The 25,316-nt window shown below is 37.4% G+C and carries 23 protein-coding genes and 1 pseudogene; 19 read left to right on the forward strand and 5 right to left on the reverse strand.

Annotation, left to right across the window (positions count from 1 at the left end):
- The first annotated feature begins 16 nt into the window (after positions 1–16).
- The 15 genes and pseudogenes from ACSQ2E_RS06195 to ACSQ2E_RS06265 all read left to right on the forward strand — a co-directional run bounded on the left by ACSQ2E_RS06195 (position 17) and on the right by ACSQ2E_RS06265 (position 14,553).
- Positions 17–1,222, forward strand: coding sequence for a beta-ketoacyl-[acyl-carrier-protein] synthase family protein (locus ACSQ2E_RS06195; RefSeq protein ID WP_435989742.1), 1,206 nt, complete (start codon positions 17–19; stop codon positions 1,220–1,222).
- A complete protein-coding gene (locus ACSQ2E_RS06200; RefSeq protein ID WP_435989743.1) occupies positions 1,222–2,439 on the forward strand; it encodes a beta-ketoacyl synthase N-terminal-like domain-containing protein in 1,218 nt (405 codons plus the stop codon). Before ACSQ2E_RS06195 ends, ACSQ2E_RS06200 begins: the two co-directional genes overlap by 1 nt.
- Before the next feature lie 2 nt (positions 2,440–2,441).
- A complete protein-coding gene (locus ACSQ2E_RS06205; protein ID WP_435989744.1) occupies positions 2,442–3,782 on the forward strand; it encodes an aminotransferase family protein in 1,341 nt (446 codons plus the stop codon).
- Positions 3,782–4,438, forward strand: coding sequence for a hypothetical protein (locus tag ACSQ2E_RS06210; protein WP_435989745.1), 657 nt, complete (start codon positions 3,782–3,784; stop codon positions 4,436–4,438). Before ACSQ2E_RS06205 ends, ACSQ2E_RS06210 begins: the two co-directional genes overlap by 1 nt.
- Entirely contained in the window at positions 4,435–5,178 is a 744-nt protein-coding gene (locus tag ACSQ2E_RS06215) for an SDR family oxidoreductase (protein WP_435989746.1), read from the forward strand. The genes ACSQ2E_RS06210 and ACSQ2E_RS06215 overlap by 4 nt, the downstream gene beginning before the upstream one ends.
- A gap of 20 nt (positions 5,179–5,198) precedes the next feature.
- On the forward strand, positions 5,199–5,492 hold the full coding sequence (locus ACSQ2E_RS06220; protein ID WP_435989747.1) for a hypothetical protein: 294 nt from the start codon (positions 5,199–5,201) through the stop codon (positions 5,490–5,492).
- Positions 5,482–7,209, forward strand: coding sequence for an alpha/beta hydrolase family protein (locus ACSQ2E_RS06225; protein ID WP_435989748.1), 1,728 nt, complete (start codon positions 5,482–5,484; stop codon positions 7,207–7,209). Before ACSQ2E_RS06220 ends, ACSQ2E_RS06225 begins: the two co-directional genes overlap by 11 nt.
- 1 nt (position 7,210) lies before the next feature.
- Entirely contained in the window at positions 7,211–8,401 is a 1,191-nt protein-coding gene (locus ACSQ2E_RS06230; RefSeq protein ID WP_435989749.1) for an LpxL/LpxP family acyltransferase, read from the forward strand.
- 22 nt (positions 8,402–8,423) lie between these two features.
- Positions 8,424–8,894, forward strand: coding sequence for a 3-hydroxyacyl-ACP dehydratase FabZ (fabZ, locus tag ACSQ2E_RS06235; RefSeq protein WP_435989750.1), 471 nt, complete (start codon positions 8,424–8,426; stop codon positions 8,892–8,894).
- Positions 8,863–9,666, forward strand: a complete 804-nt coding sequence (locus ACSQ2E_RS06240; RefSeq protein WP_435994423.1) for an SDR family NAD(P)-dependent oxidoreductase — start codon at positions 8,863–8,865, stop codon at positions 9,664–9,666. Before fabZ ends, ACSQ2E_RS06240 begins: the two co-directional genes overlap by 32 nt.
- Positions 9,656–10,444, forward strand: a complete 789-nt coding sequence (locus tag ACSQ2E_RS06245; protein ID WP_435989751.1) for a 4'-phosphopantetheinyl transferase family protein — start codon at positions 9,656–9,658, stop codon at positions 10,442–10,444. The genes ACSQ2E_RS06240 and ACSQ2E_RS06245 overlap by 11 nt, the downstream gene beginning before the upstream one ends.
- An 86-nt stretch (positions 10,445–10,530) precedes the next feature.
- Positions 10,531–10,908 (forward strand): hypothetical protein, encoded by a 378-nt coding sequence (locus ACSQ2E_RS06250; RefSeq protein ID WP_435989752.1) that lies wholly within the window; start codon positions 10,531–10,533, stop codon positions 10,906–10,908.
- Positions 10,909–11,111: 203 nt separating this feature from the next.
- Positions 11,112–12,290, forward strand: a complete 1,179-nt coding sequence (gene fabV, locus ACSQ2E_RS06255; RefSeq protein WP_435994425.1) for an enoyl-ACP reductase FabV — start codon at positions 11,112–11,114, stop codon at positions 12,288–12,290.
- A 181-nt stretch (positions 12,291–12,471) separates the two neighbouring features.
- Positions 12,472–13,248, forward strand: a pseudogene (locus tag ACSQ2E_RS06260) (substrate-binding domain-containing protein); the annotation flags it as partial.
- A 447-nt stretch (positions 13,249–13,695) separates the two neighbouring features.
- On the forward strand, positions 13,696–14,553 hold the full coding sequence (locus ACSQ2E_RS06265; RefSeq protein ID WP_435989753.1) for a malate synthase: 858 nt from the start codon (positions 13,696–13,698) through the stop codon (positions 14,551–14,553).
- 242 nt (positions 14,554–14,795) lie between these two features.
- Here ACSQ2E_RS06265 and dgoD read toward each other — a convergent pair whose 3' ends face one another.
- From dgoD to ACSQ2E_RS06285, 4 genes are read right to left on the reverse strand one after another with little or no spacing between them, the layout of a single operon-like run.
- Complete coding sequence (gene dgoD, locus ACSQ2E_RS06270) at positions 14,796–15,944, reverse strand: galactonate dehydratase (protein WP_435989754.1); 1,149 nt, start codon at positions 15,942–15,944, stop codon at positions 14,796–14,798.
- Between the two features lie 18 nt (positions 15,945–15,962).
- A complete protein-coding gene (locus ACSQ2E_RS06275) occupies positions 15,963–16,598 on the reverse strand; it encodes a bifunctional 4-hydroxy-2-oxoglutarate aldolase/2-dehydro-3-deoxy-phosphogluconate aldolase (RefSeq protein WP_435989755.1) in 636 nt (211 codons plus the stop codon).
- A gap of 12 nt (positions 16,599–16,610) precedes the next feature.
- Positions 16,611–17,564: a sugar kinase gene (locus ACSQ2E_RS06280; RefSeq protein WP_435989756.1), complete on the reverse strand. Its 954-nt coding sequence runs from the start codon at positions 17,562–17,564 to the stop codon at positions 16,611–16,613.
- Positions 17,555–18,337 (reverse strand): IclR family transcriptional regulator, encoded by a 783-nt coding sequence (locus tag ACSQ2E_RS06285; RefSeq protein ID WP_435989757.1) that lies wholly within the window; start codon positions 18,335–18,337, stop codon positions 17,555–17,557. The genes ACSQ2E_RS06280 and ACSQ2E_RS06285 overlap by 10 nt, the downstream gene beginning before the upstream one ends.
- Positions 18,338–18,561: 224 nt before the next feature.
- Here ACSQ2E_RS06285 and ACSQ2E_RS06290 point away from each other — a divergent pair, with 224 nt between their 5' ends.
- On the forward strand, positions 18,562–19,908 hold the full coding sequence (locus ACSQ2E_RS06290; protein ID WP_435989758.1) for a GntP family permease: 1,347 nt from the start codon (positions 18,562–18,564) through the stop codon (positions 19,906–19,908).
- Between the two features lie 431 nt (positions 19,909–20,339).
- Positions 20,340–20,486: a hypothetical protein gene (locus tag ACSQ2E_RS06295; protein WP_435989759.1), complete on the forward strand. Its 147-nt coding sequence runs from the start codon at positions 20,340–20,342 to the stop codon at positions 20,484–20,486.
- Positions 20,487–20,959: 473 nt separating this feature from the next.
- Here the strand turns inward: ACSQ2E_RS06295 and ACSQ2E_RS06300 are convergent, their stop codons facing one another.
- A complete protein-coding gene (locus tag ACSQ2E_RS06300; protein ID WP_435989760.1) occupies positions 20,960–22,390 on the reverse strand; it encodes a HEPN domain-containing protein in 1,431 nt (476 codons plus the stop codon).
- A gap of 361 nt (positions 22,391–22,751) precedes the next feature.
- Between ACSQ2E_RS06300 and ACSQ2E_RS06305 the strand changes: the two genes are divergently transcribed.
- Both ACSQ2E_RS06305 and ACSQ2E_RS06310 read left to right on the forward strand, forming a co-directional pair.
- Complete coding sequence (locus ACSQ2E_RS06305) at positions 22,752–23,426, forward strand: hypothetical protein (protein ID WP_435989761.1); 675 nt, start codon at positions 22,752–22,754, stop codon at positions 23,424–23,426.
- Between the two features lie 25 nt (positions 23,427–23,451).
- On the forward strand, positions 23,452–25,137 hold the full coding sequence (locus tag ACSQ2E_RS06310; RefSeq protein ID WP_435989762.1) for a toll/interleukin-1 receptor domain-containing protein: 1,686 nt from the start codon (positions 23,452–23,454) through the stop codon (positions 25,135–25,137).
- Positions 25,138–25,316 lie beyond the last annotated feature (179 nt).

Below are 25,316 nucleotides of genomic sequence, written 5' to 3' on the forward strand. Positions count from 1 at the left end.
TAGGTGGGATTATATTATGAGTGTTGTAATCACAGGGTTAGGGCAAGTATCTTCATTAGGAAGTAATATCGAGGAATTATGGTCAAATATTTTAGTAGGTAATCGGGGAATAAGTAGACTAAAGAACATTGATACTTCTGGATTCAGTACATTAAATGGAGCGCAGATAGAAATCGAGAAGATAAAACAGGTAATTCCATTAAGTAAAATGTTCGAAAAATCTATTCAAATATCTCTTGTAGCAATGGATGAGGCTATAAAATCAAGTGAACTAATTATTGAGAAAGATGATTTATCAACAGGAATCGTAATTGGAACTTCTTTAGGTGGAAATGAAAGCTTCTTTAAATGGAAAGATAGGCTAGAGGGGAAAGATATTAATCAAAAAGAATTATTACCTCTTGAAGTATTATGGAATAATGTATCGAAATTTTTAGCAAGAAGGTACAACATTTCTGGACCAAACTCAACAATGGTGACAGCATGTGCAGCTAGTGCCAACTCATTAGCTTATGGATATAACCTAATCGAGACTGGAAAATGTAAACGAGTGATTTGTGGAGGATTTGATTTATTAAGTAGAACTTCCTTTTTAGGTTTCTCCGCATTAAAATCTCTCGCAAAGGATTATTGTCGCCCATTCGATAAAAATAGATCAGGAATATCGATTGGAGAAGCTGCAGCATTCCTTGTATTAGAAGCGGAGGAGTCTGCAATTGAAAGAGGAGCAAAAAATATGGTTAGATTCTCCGGTTATGGTATTGGAAATGATGCTTACCATGCAACAAGTCCTGATCCGAGTGGAGTAACTGCTCAATTTGTAATGGAAGAAGCAGTAAAAAAATCAAAAAAAAGTTTAAAATCTGTTGATTATATCAATGCACATGGGACCGGAACATTATTAAATGACAAGATGGAAACTTTAGCCATAAAAAATCTTTTTGGTTCTGATGCATATTCAATTCCCGTGAGTTCAACCAAGTCTATGCATGGGCATACCCTTGGAGCTGCAGGAGCCTTAGAGGCCATCATAACCATTTTGGCTATTAAGAATAACGTAATACCTCCTACTATTGGGTATGAGCATCAAGATTCAGAATGCGATCTGTTTTATTGTCCCAATGAGGCTTTAAGTAAAAATGTCGATTTTGCAATTAGTAATTCTTTTGCTTTTGGGGGTCACTCCGTATCGTTAGCATTTGAAAAGATGGGGGATGTTTGATGATGGGCGGTAGATGTGTACTCTCTGGTATCGGTATTGTCACTCCAGGTGATAACATGGTAGGAACAAGGGACATATTAAAGAAAATAAGAGAAACAGAATCTCTTTTTTCATTTGATAAAGGAGAGTGTTATCCTTCAAAGGTTGGAATTGTAGATAAACAACTTGTAAATCAAAGTCTATCCATACCAAAGAATAAGCAAAGGAGAATGGATAATTTAACAAAGTATCTGCTTCTAAGCACTCAGTTTGCTATTGAGGACGCAGATCTAGATGTAAGTAAGGTTACCCAAAGAAGATTTGGAAATATTACTGGGACATCATTTGGATCATTTAGCGTAACAGAAAAATTCCATGATGATATCAATGAGAACGGAGTAGAAGCTGCAAGTCCTTTACTATTTCCAAACACTGTACTCAACCAGGCTACAGGGCAAGTAAGTATCCAATATAATGCAAAAGGTGTGAGTACAACTATAAATGGTGCAGGGAATTCAGGTTTACAAGCTTTAAGCTATGCAATAGACAACATTGAAATGAACATGTTGGATGTTTGCATAGTAGGTGGAGTAGACTTGATTTTTCCGACATTGTACAAAACATATAATCATTTAGGCTATTTGGCTAATAAAGGGAATAATGAAGAATTTTCAAGCCCATTTGATAGTAGTAAAAGCGGACTGATTTTAGGTGAAGGGTCTGTATCCTTAATAATTGAAAGCGAGGAACATTGTATTAATAGGGGTGGTAATCCTATTTGTTATATAGATAATGTGTCTTGTTCTTATAGTTTGGACAAACAGATTTCAAAAAATATTATGCTGAACACCTTAGTAAATGCTTTGGAAACTTCGAAAATAGAGTGGGACAATATTGATTATATTTCTTCAAATGCACGGTCAGATTACTATGATGACATTGAATTAAGCATCTATCAAGAAATGGTTAATAAATGCAACAAGAAATCATCGCCCTATATTACTTCACTAAAATCAATCACAGGTGAGCTTAATGCGGCAAGCACATTATTATCAATTGCGGATGGAGGTTATTCTTTACATTCAAATGAAGTCAGTCCATTAAGGAATTTTCACAAGAACGAAAATTATGAGATGTTAAATTTGGGTGGGGAAAAACCAGAAGAGATATTCACTTCATTAGTCGTTGACTTTGATCCTTCAGGATATAATGCTATAACAGTTTTAAGGAGTTTATAGAAATGAATATTGGACAAGAGGAAAAATACAATTTACATTCGTCTTGGCTTTCCTGGACAGATATGGACTCATTTATTAATGACTGGGGTGGAACGGTTTTTGTAGATTCATATGATAATACTTTGATAGATAATAAGGGAAAACATTATCTTGACTTATCCTCTGGTCTTTGGAATGTTTGTTTGGGATATAGTAATCAATCTATAATCGCATCAATTCAAAAACAGTTTGAAGTTCTACCATTTGCATCTAATGCTTGCTTCTCAAATGAGCCCGCAATTAAATTAGCCACAAAACTCTATGAAATAACAGGATATGAACATTCCTTCTTTACTTCTAGTGGTTCAGAAGCAGTAGATACGGCACTAAAAATGTCGAGACAATATTATTACAATCAAGGATATAAATTCAAAACAGGGTTTGTTTCTTTAGAAAAAGCATATCATGGCTCAACATTTGGTGCTTTAAGTGTATGTGGAATTGAAGAAGATAAAAAAGCCTTTGGCCCACTACTAGAGGATTCTTTCCAAATTCCTGCCCCTGACTGTGATTTTTGTCCGTTCAAAAAAGAAAAAGGAAGCTGTAACTTAGAGTGTGCCTATGCTCTGGAAGATTTAGTGTATGAAATTGGGACCGAGCGAATTTGTTCATTTATTGCTGAGCCGATACTAGGTTCGGGTGGTGTGATAATTCCCCCGAGCGGTTACTTTAAAACAATAAAGCGAATTTGTGAAAAAAATGACATCTTGTTTATTTCTGATGAAATTGCTACAGGTATGGGAAGAGTCGGAGAATGGCTTGCTTTAAAGAAATCAGAAGTTAAAGCAGATCTTGTGTGTATGGGGAAAGGACTAACCGGTGGTTATGCGCCATTAAGTGTGGTTCTTAGTACCTCTGCTATTTATGAAGGGTTCAAAGGAATTAATCAAAATGATAAAAAGTTTTTTAACCATGGATTCACATCATCAGGAAATCCAATTGGCTGTGTAGCGGCGCTCAAAACAATTGAATATATTGAACAAAATGATGTCTTAACCCATATTAAACAATTAGAAAAAGAAATAGAGGAAAGTTTACAAAAAATTTCATCTGAAAATTCTCATGTGAAGAGAATTACAGGAGAAGGGCTAATGTGGGGCATATGGTTTGAAGACAGACCAAGTAAGATGAATCCTAATTTTAACCTGGTGGAAATAATTTGCTATGTCGCGAAAAGATTGAATATTTTGTTGTTTCCCACAAATGGTAATTGTCTGATTATTATCCCCTCTTTTAGTTTTGAACCTACTGAACTAAAACTTGCTTTAGAAAAAATTAACCGGATATTAAGGATGGTAGAGTAATGGAGATGAAATATTCAAAGAAGAAAATCATTCTTCCCCATGGATGGACGACATTTTCTAAACTAGCTGAAAGGTATTTTAGTCAAAATGGATTTCATGTTGTAAAGCTGAATTCTAAATTTCTCAATACAGTGAACTCAATTAATTGGGAAGGTCACTTTGAGCAGCATCTTAACGAGGAAGCCATTGTTATTATTGGACCACTGGATTACTTGAAATCGACCTCAATAATTCAAGAGTCTAAGGAAGTTATTCAATCTATTACAACTTTAAATGAATATTTAAGAGGAGCCTCTACTAGAGTAAAATTAATAACCATTTTATCACTAGCTTCTATATTTCCTAGGTTTTTTGAAAATTCAACACATGTTGTTCAACATGAATGGAAAGTAGAAGGAATGACTCTATCAAACATTCACGCTTTAGGTAGGTTGGGTAGTGAATCTATTATTGTTAAATGTGGAATAGTAGACTTCTTAGAAGATATAAATGAAATCCTATCAAACAAGGAAATTAAAAGGGAGTATTTTGTTAATGAGAAGGATATCATTTCCCAAGAGGAGTTATTTGATGCCATAAGTTTTTTTACTGAGGATCAAGCAGGCTATATATATGGTAATTCTTTCACGATTGATAAAGGGGTATTCATTCAATGATTATGGAAAAGAAGTATGCGGTGATTACTGGTGGAACAAGAGGTATTGGAGCTGCCATTACAGAAAAATTTCTATACGAGGGTTATGAAGTTATTGCAACGTATGTTTCAAATTATGAAGGGGCAATGGCTTTCAAGCAAAATATGATTGATAAGGGCTTCAGTCCCGAAATACGGAGATTGGACATTAGAGAAGAAAAGGAGGTACTAAAATTTTTTTCAGAAATAGAGGAAAAGGTAGGCTGTCTTGATATTCTGGTAAATAATGGAGGGGTTACCGACGACAATCTCATTACAGAACTAAGTATAGATAGTTGGAATAATGTGATAAACGTTAATTTAGCAGGTACATTTTTATGTTCAAAATATGCAATACCTATGATGAAAAATAGTAAGGATCCAACTATTATCAATATGTCATCTATCAATGGGAAATTTGGATCGGTAGGACAAGTAAACTATTCTTCCTCAAAAGCAGGAATCATTGGCTTTACAAAGTCATTATCAAAAGAATTAAAAAGATATGGAATTAGAGTCAACGGAATGATGCCTGGTCTTATCAAGACAGACATGACGGAAAAGGTTTCACCAAGAATGATAAAAAGATACTTAGATTCAACATCTTCTTGTGAAATTGGAAAGAGCTCTGAGGTAGCAAGTCTTGCATACTTTTTATCAACAAGAAAATCACGAGGAATTAATGGACAGATGATACCAATTTGTGGTGGATTTCATTTATAAATTGAGAGGGGAAATAAAAAATGAAAACTGAAATATTAAATCGAGAAGAATTAGTAAATCGATTAAGAGAAATGATTATTAGGCGGCTTGGATTAGAAATAGAAAGTAGTGAGTTAAGTGAAGAAGAGTTATTATTTGACCCCGAAGGAGTCGGTCTCGATTCTATAGATGCATTTGATATTGCGCTAGGATTAGAATTGGAGTTCGACTATAAGTTAGAAGAAGAACAGTATTCAACTAGCTTAGAATCTCTAAAGAAGATAACTGATTTATTATTATCAAGAGAAGAGGTTAATGTAAATAATGATGTATGAAATTGAAGGGATGGAAGGGGGATTATTGGAATTTGTTACTTCTAAAGCGGATGAGAAGATCCTTTTTTCATCCGCTGTAAATAATCTTCAAAGGTTGAATCTATTTGATTCCTATACAGGGGACCTTGAGCATATAATCTATGAAACGAAGTATAACTTTGGCAGTTTTAATTTTATTGATAACAATAAAAAAGTATTCTTTTCTATTATAAATTCTAGTGAAATATGTTCACACTTTATATATGATTTGGCATCTGAATATGTGGAAGAGATTCTGATTAGTGACACAGTTACAGATGGAATGTGTATGGAGAATGTTTATTACTATGTAGATAGAAATAGCAGTAGTGACCAAAATAACGTTTTTAAACTGGACCTTAATACAGGGAAGATTGATCAAATTTATGAAGGGACTAGTGGGGTATCGTCTATATTAAACGTATCACCTTATGGAGAAAGTGCAATTATATCTCAAATGTATAGTTCCACCACCTTCAAAGCATTATTTTACCACTCGGAAAACATAATCGATTTGCACTCAATTTCTAAGTTGAGCTCCATTCAATCAGTAGATTTTTTGAATGAAAAGGAATGTATGATTTTAGGTCGCGAGGAAAAGGGCAGTTTATGCATTTTCCGTTACATCTATCCAGACCAAATAACGAAACTAGCAGAAGGTATTGAGGATGAAAGTTATTGTGTACTGTATAATTCAGATTTAAATAAATGGGTTAATGTTGTTCGTAAAGGAGTCGTAGATAAATTATATATCTTAGGCGAAGATTTTAAATTGGAAAAAGTAATACTAGATGGTTTCAAAGGAGTCATTCACGATATCCAGAAGGTAGGGAAAGATTATTTGGTAAGTACCTCTTCAGTGAAGGAAAGGAAAAATATATATAGGATAAGGAGTAGCGGAAAAGTAGAAAAAATCACGAGTTTTTCACTATATGAAAGTTCCATAATTCCAAGCATAGAAACATTTAGGAGTAAAGACGGTACTTCAATAGAAACTTTACTCTATAAAAATAATGAGTATGATGAAGCTCCTGTCATTATCTATTTACATGGTGGGCCACATGCTGCAAACCGTTATCAATTCTCTATATTGCCACAAATATTAGTTTCGGAAGGGTTTCATGTCATGCTACCTAATTTCAGGGGGAGTACCTGTTATGGTGAACTATTTGAAAAGGAAGTTTATGGAGATTGGTCAACTAAACCCTCAGAGGATATTAAAGCAACTATAAATTTTGCTCGGAAATTAGGTCTTTCACAGGATAAGTTTATTCTTTTCGGAGCTAGTTATGGAGGGTATCTTTCATTGATATGTGCAGGTAAATACCCTGATTTAATTTCAGGAGTCATCAGCATGGGAGGACCGACGGATTTAGAGGCATTTATTAAGCACGTTCCATCAAGTTGGAGTTCTATGATGAAAGAGTGGTTTCCATCAAAGAATTCAAGATCTATGTCACCTTTACATTATATTGAACAATATTCTAGTTCTACCCTATTAATATACGGTGAGGATGATATCAGAGTACCTTATCAAGCTGCTGTGGAATTTCATGATGAACTGATAAAAAAGAATATTGACTCTACATTTGTTAAATTGTCCGGAACTGGTCATGATTTTTCAATAGCAACTTCTCAGATTTCTGAAGCTTGTACATCCTTTTTAACCGAAGTCATTGAAAAGGAGCAATTAAATTAATATGTTACATATTCTGAATTTTATTGAATTTAAAAAAGACCCTGATTTTATCCATTTTTTTGATAAAAGAAAAAAAGTAATAAAAAAATATAAACAAAATGAGGAACTGTGGTACTTTTTGACACTTTTAGAGGAGACAACTTTAAGTGAAGAGGAAATCTTTCATAAGGTAAAGGAGAATTTTCCTACATTGACTAAGGAGGAATTTTCAGAAACTGTTCAATTGCTTATTGAAGATTCCATATTAGGTGATGAAACATCTGCCGTAACTTTAGAGGAAAATATATATGATTATGAAAGAAATAATATATTTAAATACGATAATTTAGAAGGGTACAATCCTTTATTTCATGCATTAAATGATCAAACAGCTGATGAATTTCTACAAATTTTAATTCAGCTAAGAAAACTTGATGAAAAGCATGTAGGTTACCTACAGTACAAAAATGAAGTTGTCGAAAAGATTCGTGAAAATTTAAAATTCACGAATCTTTCTCATCAAGAGGAACTATCACAGGGGATTTTTGAACAATATCGAAAATCTTTGATGTTGACTTCATTTTTTCTAAATCTCTTGAATAGAAATAACCTGCATAACTATGTGGAGTTTGAAAATTATGAACTGTTTGAAGAGGTGTATGAATCTGGAGGGGTTATTTTATTTCAGCATCATGGGGATTATGAATTAGGTATTGCAGTTCTTTTATTAATGGGATATGAAAATCTGGTGGTTGTAGCAGACGAGAAAGCGATAGATGGTTATAAATCAATTTCAAATGTTGGAAAATATAAATCCTCAAATGAATACCTTGCAGTTAATGATGAATTCCTTTTAATGAATTGTTATAAAAAGTTAATGGAAAAAAAGACACTTGTGATGGCTGGAGATCATTCTACCTCAGTGAATCGACCAAAACGAGAGACCATTGACTTTTTAGGAGCACAAATAGGCGTACCATTAGGTTCATATAAGTTGTCTGAAAGGGCAATTAAACCAATTATTCATTTCCATGTGTACATTACCCAAGAAAACAAACTAAAGATTATTTTCAACCACAAAATAAACGTACCAGGAAGAGATTATGAAGCACCTATTAAGAGCACCTTTCAATGTTTTGAAGAGCAAATTAGAGAAAGGCCCGAAAGCTGGATTGGGTCATGGAATTTCAACCATATGCTTATAAAAAATTGATAATTGAATGGAGTATATTATTATGGGAATTAGTTTAGGGATTGATGAAATTATAAAATTATTGCCTCATAAATACCCTTTTTTACTATTAGATAAAGTAATTGATCTTGAACCTGGAAATTTTGCAAAAGGGATAAAAAATGTATCAATTAATGAAGAATATTTTCAAGGACATTTCCCGAAGGAAAAAGTAGTACCTGGTATTCTGTTAGTAGAAAGCTTAGCGCAGCTTACTGCAATAGTATACTCATATGATGCACAGCAAATTAATAATAATCAGTCATCTGAAAAGGTAGGCTATTTGGCCGCAATCAAGAATGTGAAATTTATAAAAAAAGTAATTCCTGGTGACCAGCTTATTTTAGAAGCAAGAATAAAGAAAAAAATCGGCATGCTAAGTGAAGTGGAAATAAAGGCATTTGTAAACAATGTTATTGTTTTAAAGGGTGAAATTATTGTTAGTGAAAAAGAAGAGGGAAAGGATAATGATTGATAATAACATGTTTAATGTAAATGATCATGTTGTGATAATAACTGGTGGAGCAGGAGAGATTGGTCTTTCCATTGTTCATACTCTAGTGTCAGCGGGGGCATTAGTAGCAATCCTTGATTTCAATCTGGAGCCGATCAGAGAAGTTTTTTTCGAAAATGACAGAGTGAAATTATACAAGTGTGATGTGACAAATGAGAGGAGAGTAACAGAAGTTGTAAAAGAAATTCAAAATCATTGGGGAAGAATTGACGTTCTCATAACTGCAGCAGCAGTCATTGAGGACGAGAAAATGAGTGGAACCAATGTGACTAGTTATTCGACTAGTGAATTTAGTCACATTCTAAATGTGAATGTAAATGGAGCGTTTATCATAAGTAAGCAGGTCTCAAAAGTGATGATGAAGCAAAAATCAGGATCCATCATCTATTTATCCTCAATATTTGGAAAAGTAGGAGAATTTAGTGGGAAAATAGGTTATTGTGTATCAAAAGGAGCAATAGAGCAACTTACAAAGTCTTTAGCTGTTCAATTGGGGGATTATAATATTCGAGTCAATAATGTAGCACCCGGATTTATCGATACGAAATTTTTCTCGAGAGAAATAAATGGGAAAAATAAAATGATTTTATCTGAACTCAAGAGAAGAACACCACTTAGAAAATTAGGTACAGTTCAGGATCTTCAAGGAATCCTCCTTTTTCTTTCTTCAGATTCTTCATCATTTTGTACTGGTTCAAGTTTCGTCATTGATGGAGGCTGGGTTGCACAATAATGAAAGGGGAAGCATATTGAATTTGGGACCTAAATTCATTTCAAAAACTATTCACTATCAATTTCCATCCCTTCTTTCAAATTTCTTTATTATATCATTTGGGTATTTGCAAAATGAGAGTGAGCTTTCATTAGAATGTCTTGATCCTCGTGAAACAGAAGACCTAAACAAAATATATCGTGTGAAAAGAAGAAGGGATTACCTCATAGGTAGATATCTTGCTAAAGTTTCAATTGCTAAGTATCTCAAAAATATTGAGCTGAACCAAATAATCGTCTATCGAGGTCTTGCTAATCAACCAATTCTTTCACTACCTTCCCACCATACGCATAATCAAGTAAGCATAGCACATAGTAATGGATATGGAGTTACGGTTGCTTATAAAGAAGACATTCTTTTAGGAGTAGATGTTGAATTAATAGATCATTCAAAATCTCATTTTTTTGGAGAATACTTGGAAGGTCTTAATCATAACTTGCCTTTTTCTAATAATATAGTAGGATTATTAATTTTTACAGCAAAAGAGGCTTTAGTAAAATCAATTAAGCTAGGGTTAATATTTCCTATACACTTATTAAGGGTTAAAGATATTATCATGATTGATAATTCTTATTTCGTTATAAAGTTTGAAAATTTCGATAAATTCAAGGTGATTTGTATTAAAATATACGACGTCATCATATCAATTGCTTATCAGGAATCTTTGGGACTGTTAGAAAAAGACCTAAAAGAATTTAGTTCAAGCATGGAAGAGTTTTGTAATAGTGGTTTATTTTAATTAGTAAATAGCAGGGAGATTTGGTTTTGATTTAACTTTTTTAAATTATTTACGTAAATAAATATTACTAGAAGGGTGCATCTTGAATGGGAGAATTTATTGAAATTAAAGTGAATGTGGATTTACAGACTAAAAAAAGCCTCAATAATATTGTGCATGAAAAATATAATAATAAACATGAAGATTTTTATCGTGACTTGATAGAAAAATATCTCCAATCACAAATTCCTTATACTGAATTAAATTTTGCTATGGGCATCTCTTACCTGACAAAAAGAAAGTTAGAAAATTTAGTGAGAAATAACAAGAAAGTTAATGTCATTCTTATAGGTACAATGGTCTTTAGTAGAGAGATTTCTTTTGAACTTGCAAAAAAAACCTTAAATTCTTTAAAAGTATACGGGATTTTAATATGTAATAGTAAAATGAAAAAAGAATTGATATCTAAACATATATTAATTTAATCAAACTGAATGTAATCGATTTAAAAAATGGAAAATGAACAGTTATTCTGATGCACATTGGGACTGTTTTCATTTGTGATAGATAAAATAATACTGATGCCTTTCAAAATAATTAGTATTTTGAGTAGGTTCTTTTATACTTGTAAAAGTATTAAATCGATAAACTGACGCGGAACCAATAAACTTAGAGAGGAAGAATTATCATATATATGAAACCAAGAATTCGTGGGTCTCAATGCACTAACGCTCATCCTGAGGGATGCCGTGCTCAAGTAAAAAAACAAGTGGATTACATAAAAGAACAACCAAAAATATCCGGCCCCAAAAATGTGCTAGTCATTGGTGCCTCAAAAGGGTATGGTCTTGCAGCTCGAATTGTTTCTGCATTTGGTGCAGGTGCAAGTACAATAGGAATTTCTAATGGAAAACCAAAAACCAAATATCGTAGCGCTTCCGCTGGTTGGTATAATACGATTGCATTGGAGGAGTGGGCAAACGCTGAAGGAGTGTATGCTAAAAGTATAAACGGGGATGCTTTTACTCACGAAATCAAGCAGAAAACAATAGATTTGATTCGTCAAGATTTAGGTGAAGTGGATCTAGTTATTTATAGTTTAGCTACTGGGAAGAGAGTTGATCCTCAGACTGGTAACTTTCAACATTCAGTGCTAAAACCAATAGGAACTACTTTTACCAATAAAACGGTTGACTTCCATACAGGTAATGTAACAGAAGCTGAGCTACACCCTGCTTCGGAGGAAGAGATCGCTGATACAGTAAAGGTAATGGGGGGAGATGACTGGAAAGAGTGGATACATGCATTGAAAGAGGCAAATGTACTGAGCAACGGTACTAAAACAGTTGCCTTCTCCTACATTGGTCCAGAGATGTCGTTCCCAATTTACCGTAATGGGACAATAGGACAAGCCAAAAGTCACTTAGAAGCGACTGCTCATGACCTAACCAAATATCTACAAATGATTAATGGACAAGCTATTGTGACTGTTTGTAAAGGTTTGGTAACTCAATCTAGTACTGCAATTCCCGTCGTACCTCTTTATTTATCAGCACTTTATAAAGTAATGAAGAAAAAAGCTATTCATGAAGGCTGTATTGAACAAATGCATCGCCTTTTTAATGATTTTTTATATACCAAGGGCACATTTCATACAGACGAAGAAGGTCGTATTCGAATTGATGAATGTGAGATGCGAACCGATGTTCAAGCTGAAGTATTGGAAATTATGCAAAAAGTTAACTCAGGGAACATCTTTGAACTTACAGATTTACATGGCTTCCGAGAAGATTTCTTCCATTTGTATGGATTTGAATTAAACGATGATCTCGAAAGACAAAAGGACCATTCCCCGACTGTGAAATAAATACAAATGTCACAAGGAATCATGGCAATATTGTCATGTTTTTTGATTTTTGTATTGTTAAGGAGAAAATTATAAGCTTCTTTCAGCAAAAAAAAACATGCCATTTGTGAGCATACTCATCTCGGGCATCCAAGTCATGATCTACTCCATTGGCGGTTCAATGTTGGCATTTGTTGTAGCTATCTCGACTCGCGTTCAGGACGAAGCGAAGAAACAAGGCATGGAAGTCGTCGTCGTCGATGCCCAGAACGATGCCGCCAAGCAGATCAATGACGTAGAAGACCTCATCCAGCAGGGCGTCAACGTCTTACTCATCAACCCGACGGACTCAGCGGCCATTTCCACCGCCGTTCAATCTGCCAACAGCCTGGGCATCCCCGTCGTCACCCTTGACCGCTCAGCGGAAAAAGGAGATGTCGCCACACTCGTCAGCTCGGATAACGAAAAGGGTGGCGAAATGGCCGGAGAATACCTCGTCAAACAGCTAGGGGAAGGTGCGAAAGTAGCAGAACTTGAAGGGGTCCCTGGAGCATCCGCCACTCGTGAGCGTGGAGCCGGGTTCCACAACATCGCGGATGAAAAGCTTGATGTCGTGGCCAAACAGACGGCGAACTTTGATCGTACCGAAGGATTGAATACAATGGAAAACCTGATCCAGGGGAATCCAGATATCAAAGCGGTGTTCGCTCATAACGATGAAATGGCATTGGGAGCACTGCAGGCGATCCAGAGCTCCGGTCGTGACGTTCTAGTCGTTGGATTTGATGGAAATGAAGATGCGATGACTAGCATTCGGAATGGCAACCTGTCTGCGACTGTCGCTCAGCAGCCTGAGAAGATTGGTCAGTTGGCCGTTCAGGCTGGGGCTAATGTGTTGCAGGGTAAGAAAGTGAAGAAGAAGATTCCGGTGCCGTTGAAGTTGGTGACGGAGGAGAATATAGAAGACTCATCAGAATAAATTGTGGTGGTAAACCTCATTCGTGCATTTGTACGAATGAGGTTTTTTCTTTTGTTGATCAAAGTAGTGGAGAAAAGAATTCAGCTTTTCTTGCTTGCGTTTGCTCTAAATGAGTTGGGGGTCGCCTTGTTTTTCAGATAACTATTGGATGGAGATGTCTGTAAAAAGGAGGTGTGATGATTCTGGGATTGACCGACTTAATGATAAAAAATCAGGATTGTACCAATCATTAAGATTTGAACAAAACTACATTTTACCTTGCAATAAAATAGGTTGTCAACAATGAATTTGTATTTTTACCAAAAAAATGCTATAATTACTACCTAGTAATTTTTTGAATTGAACGTTTAGTTAAATACCTTATTTATTCCCAAGGGAAATTCGAACAGTTTTTGTGAGCTTTTTAGGCAATAGTACCCAAGTTATTATACAAGGAGGACTAATATATTGAATTTAATCAATAAGAAAGTTACACATGAGCGGTTTGGTATGGGAAGTATCGTTAAACATAATGATACGGTAGTTGAAATACATTTCGCCTCGGAAAATAAAAAATTTGTTTACCCGGATGTATTTGGACAGCACTTGAAACTACATGATAAAAATGCTGCCAATTCACTTGAAAAAATTTTACACGAGCAGGAAATGGAACTCAAAGAGGAAGCAATGCAGAAGGAAGAGGAAAAGGCAAGGCAAAGAAAATATCAGGAGCTTCGAGTGGGTCATGAAAAACTTATGAAAAATCATAAACTTCATCCCGAATCGCAGATGGTTTACAGGTGCGATACAGAAGAAGAACAGAGTAGCTCCTTTTCAGATTGGACGGTTTTCTCTGGTGAAATAAAAAGTGGTAATAATAAGGGTAAGCCAAACAAGCCCAGTCGCTTACACCAAAACAGTGCGGTCCTGCTGACAACGGTCGATCCCGGTATGCCTGAAAAAGACAGACGGATATTAGGAGTCTATATGGTGAAGGATAATTTCATCGGTAAACTTTGTGAAGATGGGAATATTCCTGCCCATTCCCATTACAGACTCAAACTTACAGACGAGGAATCGAAGCAGATGCCTTTTTGGAAGTACTATGTCAATGAAAAATCCCCTCAAAAAACGACATGGAATACAGGTAAGTATCGTTATTTTGATAATTCGTGGATGGCTCAGATTTTGCGCGACATCGTTTCATTGAAAAGTGATACGGAGGAACAAGAGCTGGCACAACAATTTCTGGACCACTTCTCTAAGATGAATCAAATAGTAGAGCAGGAGTTAAAAGAACCAAATGGAGCATTAATGCGTGCTTAGATAAGAACAGCGGGGGAACTGGCACATATAAGGTAAGAGAGTGTGTTAGGTTCACTGCGAATAGTGTTAAAAAGGGACAAGGCGGCCGCCTTGTCCCTTTTGGTGGTTTTTGGACACTTTACTTGTTCCTTGGTTTCCCTGATTTAATGGTGAATCGTTAGTACGGGGAAAACGCCCCTAAAATGTTGGTGTTGAAAGCACCAACAAGGATGTCTCCAACACCATTCATATAGCAGGAGTGACTACCACTCTGCAATCGATCCATCCTTATGACGCCAGATCGGGTTGTGCCAGTCGACTTCGGTTTCCGCGATTTTCCTTACGTGGTCTTCATTGATGTCGATCCCAAGTCCTGGACCTTGCGGGATGTTCACATAGCCGTTTTCGTATTGGAATACGTCTTTATCGGTGATGTAGTCCAACAGATCGCTGCCGACGTTGTAATGGATGCCGAGGCTCTGTTCCTGGATGAATGCGTTATGGGAAGTCGCATCCACCTGCAGACAGGCTGCCAAGGCGATCGGGCCGAGCGGGCAGTGCGGCGCCACGGCTACATCAAAGGCTTCTGCCATGGAGATGATTTTTTTGCATTCGGTGATTCCTCCTGCATGCGAGAGATCAGGTTGGATGATATCGACATATCCATCCATCAGTAATGGCTTGAACTGCCATCTGGAGAACATTCTTTCTCCGGTTGCGATAGGGGTGGACGTGTGATTGGCGATCTCTCTCAGTGCCTCATTGTTTTCAGGCAGGACCGGTTCCTCGATGAACATCGGTCGGAAGTGTTCCAGCTCTTTCGCTAATGTTTTCGCCATCGGTTTGTGGACGCGGCCGTGGAAGTCGATTCCGATGCCGACGTATGGGCCGACTGCTTCACGTACAGCTGCCACACGTTCCAGTACCTGATCAATTTTTTCGTGCGAATCTACATATTGAAGCTCTTCTGTACCGTTCATCTTAACAGCGGTAAATCCGGTGTCGACGACTTTCTTGGCGGCAGTGCCGACGTCGCTCGGGCGGTCGCCGCCGATCCAGGAGTAGACCTTGATGGAATCGCGGCATTTTCCGCCGAGAAGCTGATGAACAGGAGCATTATAGAATTTCCCCTTGATATCCCACAACGCCTGATCGATGCCGGCGATGGCACTCATCAAGATCGGACCGCCACGGTAAAAGCCGGAGCGGTACATCATGTTCCAGTGGTCCTCAATATGGGCCGGATCCTTGCCAATCAGATTGGACATCAGTTCGTGGACGGCGGTGCGAACCGTTGCCGCTCTGCCTTCAATAACGGGTTCACCCCAACCGGTGATGCCTTCATCCGTTTCAATTTTTAAAAACAGCCATCTTGGCGCGACCTTAAAAAGTTCATAACCTGTAATCTTCACAATGATAACCTCCTACATTTATTGAACAGAAGCAACTTTATCTTTGAATCGGCGTGCTTTCTCGGTAAGTTTCTGCAGATTTTCATCTGTCACGGCTTCCCTGGAGTTGACAAGTGAGCTGCCGAGACCAACACCTGCAGCCCCTTTTTCGATGTATTCAGCAATATTCGTCAGATCGATTCCTCCCGTCGGCAGTAATGGTATCTGGGGAAGCGGACCGTGAATATCCTTTACAAAACCGGGTCCGAGGGAAGAAGCAGGGAAGACTTTGATGATGTCGCCACCTGACTCATAGGCCTCAAGGATCTCGGTCGGGGTGAATGCCCCGGGGATGCTGACGGCGCCGTAGCGCTTCGTCATTTTAATTGTGTCACGATTGAGGGAAGGGGAGAGGATGAACTGGGCACCCGCGAGTAAGGCCGACCGAGCTGATTCCGGATCAAGAACTGTTCCCGCACCCACTACCAGATCATCTTCCAATTCACTGCGGACCTTCTCGATGGAAGAGAGGGCTCCGGGTGAATTGAGTGTGATTTCAATGGCACGAACTCCGCCTTTGTACAATGATTTTGCAATCGCGAGAGCCTCACTTGGTTCGGAACCGCGAATGATGGCAATCATCTTTTCCTGTTTGATCGTTGAAAGAACATGCATACTCTTCACTCCTTATCTTGAAATATCTTCGCCTATGGTGCTGCTCATGAATTGATGAAGCCTTTTTTTATCGGGGAGGCCTTCATAATCACCTTTGACGGTCACGGTCAGGGCTCCCATCGCACAGGCTCGTCTAACTGATTCTTCTATGCTTTCGCCGTCCAGGAGTCCTGAAAGCAAACCGGCGGCAAAACTGTCCCCGGCACCGACGGGATCTACCATTTTTCCGACGTCGAAACCTTTGACGAACCCGTTCTTGCGCCCATCTGTGTAATAGGCACCGTCTTTACCTGTTTTGACAACCACGAGTGATGCACTAAGTTGTAAAAATGATTCGGCCATCTTCTCGGCATCATTCGTTCCAAAGAGGAATTCCCCTTCACTAAGGCCGGGCAGAATGATGTCAGATTGTCCTGCGATCTCCAGTAGGGTCTTTTTCGCGGTTTTTTCATCCCATAGTTTCTTTCTGAGATTAGGATCGAATACAACCTTGACGCCATGTTCTTTCGCGGATTTTATACTTTGAAAAATGGCTTCTTTGGCAGACGTGCTCAACGCCGGAGTGATCCCGGTGATGAACAGATATTTTGCTTTTTTTATATAGCTTTCCTGTATGTCGAAGGTACTGATTGTACTTGCCGCTGAATAATCCCGGTAATACTGAATCCTGACTTCACCTTCACGGATGATTTCCTTAAAAAAAGTGCCGGTACGGTATTCCGGATCCATCTGAACCTGGCTTGTATCGACGCCTTCCCCGCGGACGGCCATCAGGATCCTGCGGCCGAACTCATCGTCCCCTAGCTTGCTGATCCAGCCAGTCTCATGACCGAGCCTGGACAGGCCGATCAATGTATTGGATTCTGCTCCTGCGATTTTGGCAGTGAACGAATCAGCATGTCTCATGAGCCCTTCTGATTGAGGGGAAAACTGAATCATCGTTTCACCGATCGCGACTACATCCATTCTATCTCCCCCTTGTTTGGCGTTTGCGGCCGTCCGCCGATGTTCACTGTAATCTTTCCGGCGGTTTCGGTCAGTGATTTCACGATGGCTTCTTTTCTTGAAAGCATCCGTTGTTTCGGGCCTGCAACACTGATCGCAGCGACCAGCTCTCCTGCTGACCCGAATAAAGGAGCCGCCAGGCAGTAGAGCCCCTCTTCGTTTTCCTCATCGTCAATGCTGTAACCTTGTTCTTTAAAAACGTCCAATTGGGCTTTTAACTCTCTTCGGTCCGTGATCGTGTGCTCGGTGATTGGAATCAGTTCTGTCTCATCGAGAATTTGTTCACGTATGCGGGGCGGCATAAATGCAAGGAATGCCTTCCCCAGTCCGGTGCAGTACAGGGGCTTCCTAAGTCCGGGCTGGGCGGTCGTGCGGATGGACCTGTTGTTGTCGATCTTAGCCACATAAAATAATTCTTCTTCAGATAATACAGCCATGAATACCGTTTCCTGTACTTCTTCCATTAATGAGGTTAAGTACGGGGTACCCACCGTTGAAAGATCGAAGGAATCCATGGCGCATCGGCCGATATGGATGAGCTTCGCCCCGAGCTTATACTTTTTCCCTGAGTCCTGGGAAAGGTAGCCCTCAGTCTCAAGTGTCTTAATGACATTGAACGTACTGCTTTGCGGTGCTGAAAGCAGGTGACTTATTTCCTTTACTGTCAGCCCATTAGAATAGGCAGCCAGCAGTTCAAAAATATCGAGCACTCTTTTTGCAGATTTTACAGACATTATTCTTCACCTAAAATTCATATATGAGATTTTGATTCACAAATGTGAATTTGTTAATAGAACCCTATCACTTGAAAGCGTTTCAGTCAACTGAATTTATTTTATTCAAATAATTTAAAATTTAAGTTGAAGCGCTTTCAACCGTGTGTTACCATATGGAACAAATAAATCGCATATATGAATATAAATCACATATGTGAATTTTAATAAAAGGAGGAAATACAATGAGTGGAGGTACTTTAATACTGATCGCCGCACTTGGGGTGGCATTATTGCTATTCCTTGTCATGCGCACGAAGCTTCAGGCGTTTCTGGCATTAATCTTGGTCAGTTATATTATCGGATTGGTAGCAGGATTGACTCCTGCAGAGGTGTTGAAAGCCGTCCAGGACGGAATGGGAGGCACCGTCGCAGAGATCGCGGTCATCATCGGGATCGGTGCGATGTTCGGTGAAATTTTGAAAGTATCGGGCGGAGCAGAACGGCTTGCCCTGACGTTAATGAAGAAGTTTGGAGAAAAGAGAGTCAACTGGGCTTTAATGCTGACAGGTTTCATCATTTCGATTCCTGTATTCCTTGATGTAGCATTTGTTATTCTTGTTCCTATTCTATACAGCTTGGCCCGCAAGACAAAAAAATCACTTCTATACTATGGGATCCCGCTACTCGCAGGTCTTGCCGTCACGCACAGCTTTGTCCCGCCAACACCGGGACCGATCGCCGTATCTTCTTTACTCGGAGCCAACATCGGGTGGGTCATCCTGTTCGGGCTGATTTGCGGTATCCCTGCAGCGATCCTTGCAGGACCAGTATTTGGAACCTATATCTCAAAGAAAATCCACGTCAAGGTTCCTGAAAATATGATTCCTGAAATGGAAGAAAGTAAAGATGTAAAAGAACTGCCGAGCTTTAGTATGATTGCGACTCTTGTAGGGCTCCCCCTCTTGTTGATCCTTCTTAATACTGTTCTATCAGCTACCCTTGCAGAAGGGAATAACTTGAGAACGACAATGTCATTCATCGGAGACCCAGGTGTGGCCCTGACTATCACTGCGCTTCTTACCTTTTACTTGCTGGGAACGAGAAGAGGATATACGAAAGAAGAAATCCAGACGATTGCCACGAAATCCCTGGAACCTGCTGGAATCATCATCCTGATCACTGGTGCCGGTGGTGTATTCGGACAGGTGCTCGTTGAAACCGGGGTAGGGGATGTTCTCGCTGAAACGATGTCCAACCTGAATGTACCGATCATCGTATTCGCATTCGTCGTAGCTTCAGCTGTCCGTATAGCGCAAGGTTCTGCGACAGTCGCCATGATCACAACAGCGAGCTTGATCTCGCCAATCATCGACTCACTCGGAATCGGCGGGCCGATGCTTGCGCTCCTTGTAATCACGATCGCATCCGGTGCAACAATCGCGTCCCACGTAAATGACTCCGGATTCTGGATGGTCAACCGATTCTTCGGACTTACCGAGAAAGAAACACTCAAATCATGGACAGTCATGGAAACAATTATCGCATTTGTCGGTTTCGGAGTTTCATTATTGATCAGTCTCTTTATCTAGTTTCATAGTTTGACAGAAAAGCCTGCCGGTTGATTGGCAGGCTTTTCTGTTTTGTGCCGTGGGCAACGAAAATATGTTGCGTGGTGGCCGGTTTATAATAAGTAAGGTGGCGAGCTCTACGATCGGCAGCCTACTCGGAGCGCTAAAGGGAAAAGGAAAAATTGCCCCATTTATCGGGACATTTGCTACGATGTCGATGTTCCGTGTTTTGATGCTAGTGTAGCGTATAGAGGATCAGACTCTGATTTTAAAGTAATAATTATCTTTAAGAAAACAAACCTGCTCTTCATTTTCTCCTCCACTTCAAGCGTTTAGCCTTCCTCTACTTAATAACAACATATTTTAAAAAGAAAATTGATATAAGGGGTATCCTTTCCCAGCCAATCTCACTATATAAGGGTTGAATACATATTGAAACAGGAGTGAATCAAATGGATAGATGGAGAAATTTAAACCAATGGATGTTCGATGTGGATACATTTAATCACCTGTATTTGTGGATTCTGTTGAATGCCATGTTTGAGGGCCGAGTTAAGTTAGGGTGTGTAGTGTTCGGTGAAAGGAACTATATCTGGTAGATTGAGAAGTTTCGAGATGGTCTGTTTTATAAAGTGTGTGGCCATTTTGTAAGTGGTTGGAGTCTGAGAAGTATAAGTATGGGAGTGTCTGTACGTTTAAGCCGATGAATGATTTAGCTTTTGGGTATTATGTCTATTGGATCGGTATGTCTGTAAAAAGGGATGTGATGATTCTGGGATTGCCAAGCTTGATAATAAAGCTGATTCCGGAATGTCTTCGTGTGGCGAAAAGCATGTGAATTGGGTGCGGAAATAACCTTGCAAACAGACTTAAGATCTTAGAGAAAGAATAGATATTATAGAACACCACCAACATAGCGACGCTAAGTATGTAGATAGAGTGTAGATTATGAGTGGACATTTTGTTAGCAGTGAATCCTGGAGTCTTGAGGTATTGGGGTCAGACCCTCGTCACGGTGAAGCATTAATGGGTCGGGGGTCTGACACAGACATTCAAAAGGCGTTCTAATAAATTATTTATATCTTTTCCGCCTATCTGCTTTCTTTATTTCATTGCTAGTCATTATTGGGCTTATTCTTTCTCTAATTCTATTGTGAATAAATTCTTCATCAAATCCAAACTCTTTAAGTAAGTAATATTCTAGTATGTTACGAAGGATATGGAAGGCAGTTATTAACTCTTCCCCTTTAAGAGCCTTATGTTCTAGGTTTTGATTATAGTGAGTATAGTAATTCCTTGTTTTTGCAACAATTTGAGGAAAATCCGTTAATTTGAAGTCACCAGTATGAAAGATGAAGCTATATTCTGCTAGTAAGAGGTCTGCCAGGCGACATCTTAATGTGACAAAACCTCTGCAACCTTCTAATAAAAATTTCTTATCTTGTTCATGGAAGGGTTCTGGTCGTACTTCAAGTAGTTGCTCTACTCTTTTCTTAAAGTCATCAAGAGAGTATGCAATTCTTCGAGAATGATAAGTCTCTAAAGCCTGTATCATGTTCAAAAAATGTCGACTTACAGAAAGGTCTTTATTGTACAAACTATCAATATATAACTCTATAATTGGCTCCATAATGGTTGAAACCTCTTGCCATTTTGGAAAGTCACCTTGTTTAAGTTCGTTCAAATTAAATAAAAAGTCATGCTTTAACTTATTTTTAGTGTTGTTTACTTTACTCATGTTCTGCTTAAAAGCATGAACAACTTCTAACGGCCGAATATGTTTCTTATCGTTACCGTTTTCAAATTCATAATTTATTTCAGGTGACTCTACAACCATAGAATCAAAACCTAATGGGATACCTACAGCAATTTCAATTAATCTTTTCATTTGATTGGCTATTTTCATAAACCACTCAATTGGTTGGCCTGATTGAGCTTCAATAATAAGATAAGGAATTTGTTTTAATATGATCTCCTCCCTCATCATTTCAAATGGAGAGTTAAAAGTTAAGTCGTAAGATAAAGTGTAATCTCTACATGAGTATATTTCAATCGGCTCTATAATCTTTAAACCGATAAGAGTTTCTCTATTATCTATATCAGGTATTACGTAGTTTGAGGCATCCCCCCATTGAATAATTCCTGGTATACTAATCCTCATTTTAGTGAATTTGATTTTTTCTTCTTTATTAAAACTTACACCCTCGATCATAAATTTTGCCTCATATCCGAATACTTCTTCTGATCCAATCCTGCTTTGTGTGCTTATTCTTTTACAATCGATAAGTGTAAATTTAGCTCCATTTGGTGTGGACCCGGCAATAAATGGGATGGTAAGAGGTAGCTCCAAATAGCTCATAATAGAACTATTATTAGGTATGCGAATATAGAGAACTATTCCTCCCTCATCTTTATTTAAGTATAAGTCTCCGTGATAGTGTTTATTTGAATTATCTATTTTCCAAGTTCCAGTCGCGGATAAATTTATATTTATGATGAGCACCTCCCTATTTTCTCTTATTAATTATAACAATATTTCCCTTTTTTGTATCGTTGGATAGAAAGAGTGATAGTAAAGATAAAATAGAAATGTATTAGGATATCATTGCAAACTAAGATGCTCTTTTCTAAATAGCTCCATTTTCCAAAACATTATCTAAATCTCTTCTGCCATCTTCTACTGGTGTTACAAGTATGTGAACAGCTTTGATATTGTGTTTGTCCATTTATTTTTTATGTTTTACTAAATAAGAAAATAGGAAATTTTTAAAGGCCATTTACTATAGTTAAGGTCTTTTATTTTATGTTATTATTTGAATTATTTGGTAGAATGTTAGTATAGAAGAAGAGGGGAATGCGTCTTAATGGCTATAGATTATAAAGACAGTATACAATTTTTTGATGAGCAACATGATATAAGCAACCATATGAGTTATCTCCAATCATTACCTGACTTTTGTCCAGTGTGTACTTATTCAATTTCACCTAGCTACATCCTTATGTATGATAAAGATGATTTCACATCAGAATTATTATGTGGGTGTCCAAGGAATGAATGTGGCTCATTATTTATTGCTGAGTATAGAGGAAATGGACATTACTTCTCATTGGCTAGGTGTTACCCAAATAATAAATTAACTAAGGAATTTCCTGATGAAATATCTGAATTATCAGCTGATTTCTGTGAAATATACAATCAGGCTCATCATGCTGAACAGGAAGGACTTGACTTGATATGTGGAGTAGGGTATAGGAAAGCACTAGAGTATTTAATTAAAGACTATGCTTTAGAAATTAGTCCAACTGATATTACAAAAATTCAGAGAATGAATTTACAACAATGTGTTCAGAAATATATCACTGAAACAACCATAAAGGAAATGGCAGAGAGGGCAGTTTGGCTAGGAAATGATGCGACTCACTATGTAAGAAAATGGGAAGGTAGGGACATCCAAGATTTAAAAAACCTGATTGAGTTAACTGTTTTCTTTTTAAGTATGACTATGAAAGCTAAAAAGTATATAGATATAATGAATTAGGATAGTTGTTAGTTGGAGGTTTAAGATGAATTTAAGATTTATTCAAAACACCTTAAAAGAATTGGAATTAGAGAGATATAATGTTCATGACCTTATTAATAAGGTATTAAGGATTGCCCAACATAAGGTAGATTTGGATGTAATAATCTATGCAAGATTAAATAAAATTACTATCAATGAGGATAATGTACTTCAAGTATTTAGAGAATTATATAAAATTGCTGTAAAGAAGAAGCAGAATTCTTCTTTTAAAGATCTATTTGAGAAGATCTATCAACAGGTAATAACAATGAGAACAGTAGATATGTATGATGTTAGTACAAAAAAAATAGAAAAGAATTGTATAGTAGCTTCCTCTATAAGTGAGATGACTAGTCATTTAAGTCATCTAGAATTTCTTGTGGGTAATAATAAATTACCTGAGGGTTTACATACTCAAGATATGTACTTTGCGAATGAAAGAAAACAACAACTTGATATTGCTTACTTTAATCAAATTGGGAATTATAAGAGCATTTTAAATAAGGTTAAGGAGCACCTGGTTGATTATTTAATTAGAGTAGAAACTGATATGCTAGAAATAGAGGAGAGAGAAAACTTGGATGCAAAAAAGGAATTAGAATTGTTAATAGAAGATGGTAATAAAGTATTCCACCAATGTATTGTGAGAAGTCAGGATGGCTATCTGGAATATATTAAAGGCTCAGAATATATAGCTTGGATTGAAAGAAGTAAGAGTTTTATCAAAACAAATATAAGCGATAAAGATATTTATGAAGAATTCTTATCATATTCAAAAAATGCAAATGGTAATGATGAGAGTCATTATGAGGGCATGATAGGGATATTAACTGCCGTGCAGGGTATGGAACTGTCCAATAACCAAAATACAGAGGCAATAAAAGACACTAAAATAAAAAAAATATTTATTAGTCATGCTACCAAAGATAAAAAGTATGTTGGGCACTTAGTACAATTGCTAAATGATATTGGAATAACTAAAAGTGATGAGAAGATATTCTGTAGTTCTTTACCTGGATACGACATTCCTTATGGTGAGAGCATTTATGACTTTTTAAAAGGGGAATTAAATAATAGCAATATCATGGTTCTTTTTGTCTTGTCAAATAACTATTATAAAAGTGCAGCATGCCTAAATGAAATGGGAGCTGCTTGGGTTACATCTAAGGCACAAAATTTTATATTACTGCCTAATTTTAATTTTAACCAGATTAGTGGGGCAATAGACGCCTCTAAGATTAGCTTTAACATGGACGATGAGCATGGACTAGACAAGTTTAAGGATAAGATAGTTGAAATATTTGAACTGGAGAACATAAACTACAAGATTTGGAATGAAGATAAAGCTAAATTTCTTGAATTCATAAACACCCTAGCAAAAGAAGATCAGGCTGTTATGACATCTAATATTGAATTAGAAAAAGTAAGGAAAGTGGAAAGTAACTTAGAGTTTCAATTGAGGTTAATTAATAATACTGACAGAGCAGTTGAGTTTAAGTTTATTGACATTGAGCTGACTGATTCTTATGGTAAAACAGCTACATTTTCTTTAGAGGATGAACTTGATGAATTTATTTTGTACAAAAATGAAAATAAAATTACTAATTGGTCACTTCCTATTGGTGATAAAGATATTAGTGCAAGAAGAATTGAAAATAGTAGAACAAGAATAAAGTATGAGGTAAGTTGATTTAGTTTTTTATTACAACTCTCTTATTTATCAAATAATTCAGTGAATGGAAGACTTATTTGCATGAAATATTCCTCACAAATCTTAAGCAATTATCTGGATAGATACTCGGTAATTGAGTGAAAATGCAGTTCCAGTAAGAATAAAAGTTGAACAGACCCTATCCCTCTTTACGCTTA

It is taken from the genome of Rossellomorea sp. LjRoot5, assembly GCF_964253455.1.
GTDB lineage: Bacteria > Bacillota > Bacilli > Bacillales > Bacillaceae_B > Rossellomorea.

Excerpts from the sequence above, each read along its gene's own strand:
- ACSQ2E_RS06210 (WP_435989745.1), top strand. The coding sequence starts at position 3,782 with ATGGAGATGAAATATTCAAAGAAGAAAATCATTCTTCCCCATGGATGG.
- ACSQ2E_RS06275 (WP_435989755.1), bottom strand. The coding sequence starts at position 16,598 with ATGCATGTTCTTTCAACGATCAAACAGGAAAAGATGATTGCCATCATT.
- ACSQ2E_RS06310 (WP_435989762.1), top strand. The coding sequence starts at position 23,452 with ATGAATTTAAGATTTATTCAAAACACCTTAAAAGAATTGGAATTAGAG.
- ACSQ2E_RS06280 (WP_435989756.1), bottom strand. The coding sequence starts at position 17,564 with ATGGATGTAGTCGCGATCGGTGAAACGATGATTCAGTTTTCCCCTCAA.
- ACSQ2E_RS06200 (WP_435989743.1), top strand. The coding sequence starts at position 1,222 with ATGATGGGCGGTAGATGTGTACTCTCTGGTATCGGTATTGTCACTCCA.
- ACSQ2E_RS06290 (WP_435989758.1), top strand. The coding sequence starts at position 18,562 with ATGAGTGGAGGTACTTTAATACTGATCGCCGCACTTGGGGTGGCATTA.
- ACSQ2E_RS06250 (WP_435989752.1), top strand. The coding sequence starts at position 10,531 with ATGGGAGAATTTATTGAAATTAAAGTGAATGTGGATTTACAGACTAAA.
- ACSQ2E_RS06205 (WP_435989744.1), top strand. The coding sequence starts at position 2,442 with ATGAATATTGGACAAGAGGAAAAATACAATTTACATTCGTCTTGGCTT.
- ACSQ2E_RS06225 (WP_435989748.1), top strand. The coding sequence starts at position 5,482 with ATGATGTATGAAATTGAAGGGATGGAAGGGGGATTATTGGAATTTGTT.
- ACSQ2E_RS06295 (WP_435989759.1), top strand. The coding sequence starts at position 20,340 with ATGGATAGATGGAGAAATTTAAACCAATGGATGTTCGATGTGGATACA.
- ACSQ2E_RS06220 (WP_435989747.1), top strand. The coding sequence starts at position 5,199 with ATGAAAACTGAAATATTAAATCGAGAAGAATTAGTAAATCGATTAAGA.
- ACSQ2E_RS06230 (WP_435989749.1), top strand. The coding sequence starts at position 7,211 with ATGTTACATATTCTGAATTTTATTGAATTTAAAAAAGACCCTGATTTT.
- ACSQ2E_RS06195 (WP_435989742.1), top strand. The coding sequence starts at position 17 with ATGAGTGTTGTAATCACAGGGTTAGGGCAAGTATCTTCATTAGGAAGT.
- ACSQ2E_RS06215 (WP_435989746.1), top strand. The coding sequence starts at position 4,435 with ATGATTATGGAAAAGAAGTATGCGGTGATTACTGGTGGAACAAGAGGT.
- ACSQ2E_RS06285 (WP_435989757.1), bottom strand. The coding sequence starts at position 18,337 with ATGTCTGTAAAATCTGCAAAAAGAGTGCTCGATATTTTTGAACTGCTG.
- ACSQ2E_RS06305 (WP_435989761.1), top strand. The coding sequence starts at position 22,752 with ATGGCTATAGATTATAAAGACAGTATACAATTTTTTGATGAGCAACAT.
- fabZ (WP_435989750.1), top strand. The coding sequence starts at position 8,424 with ATGGGAATTAGTTTAGGGATTGATGAAATTATAAAATTATTGCCTCAT.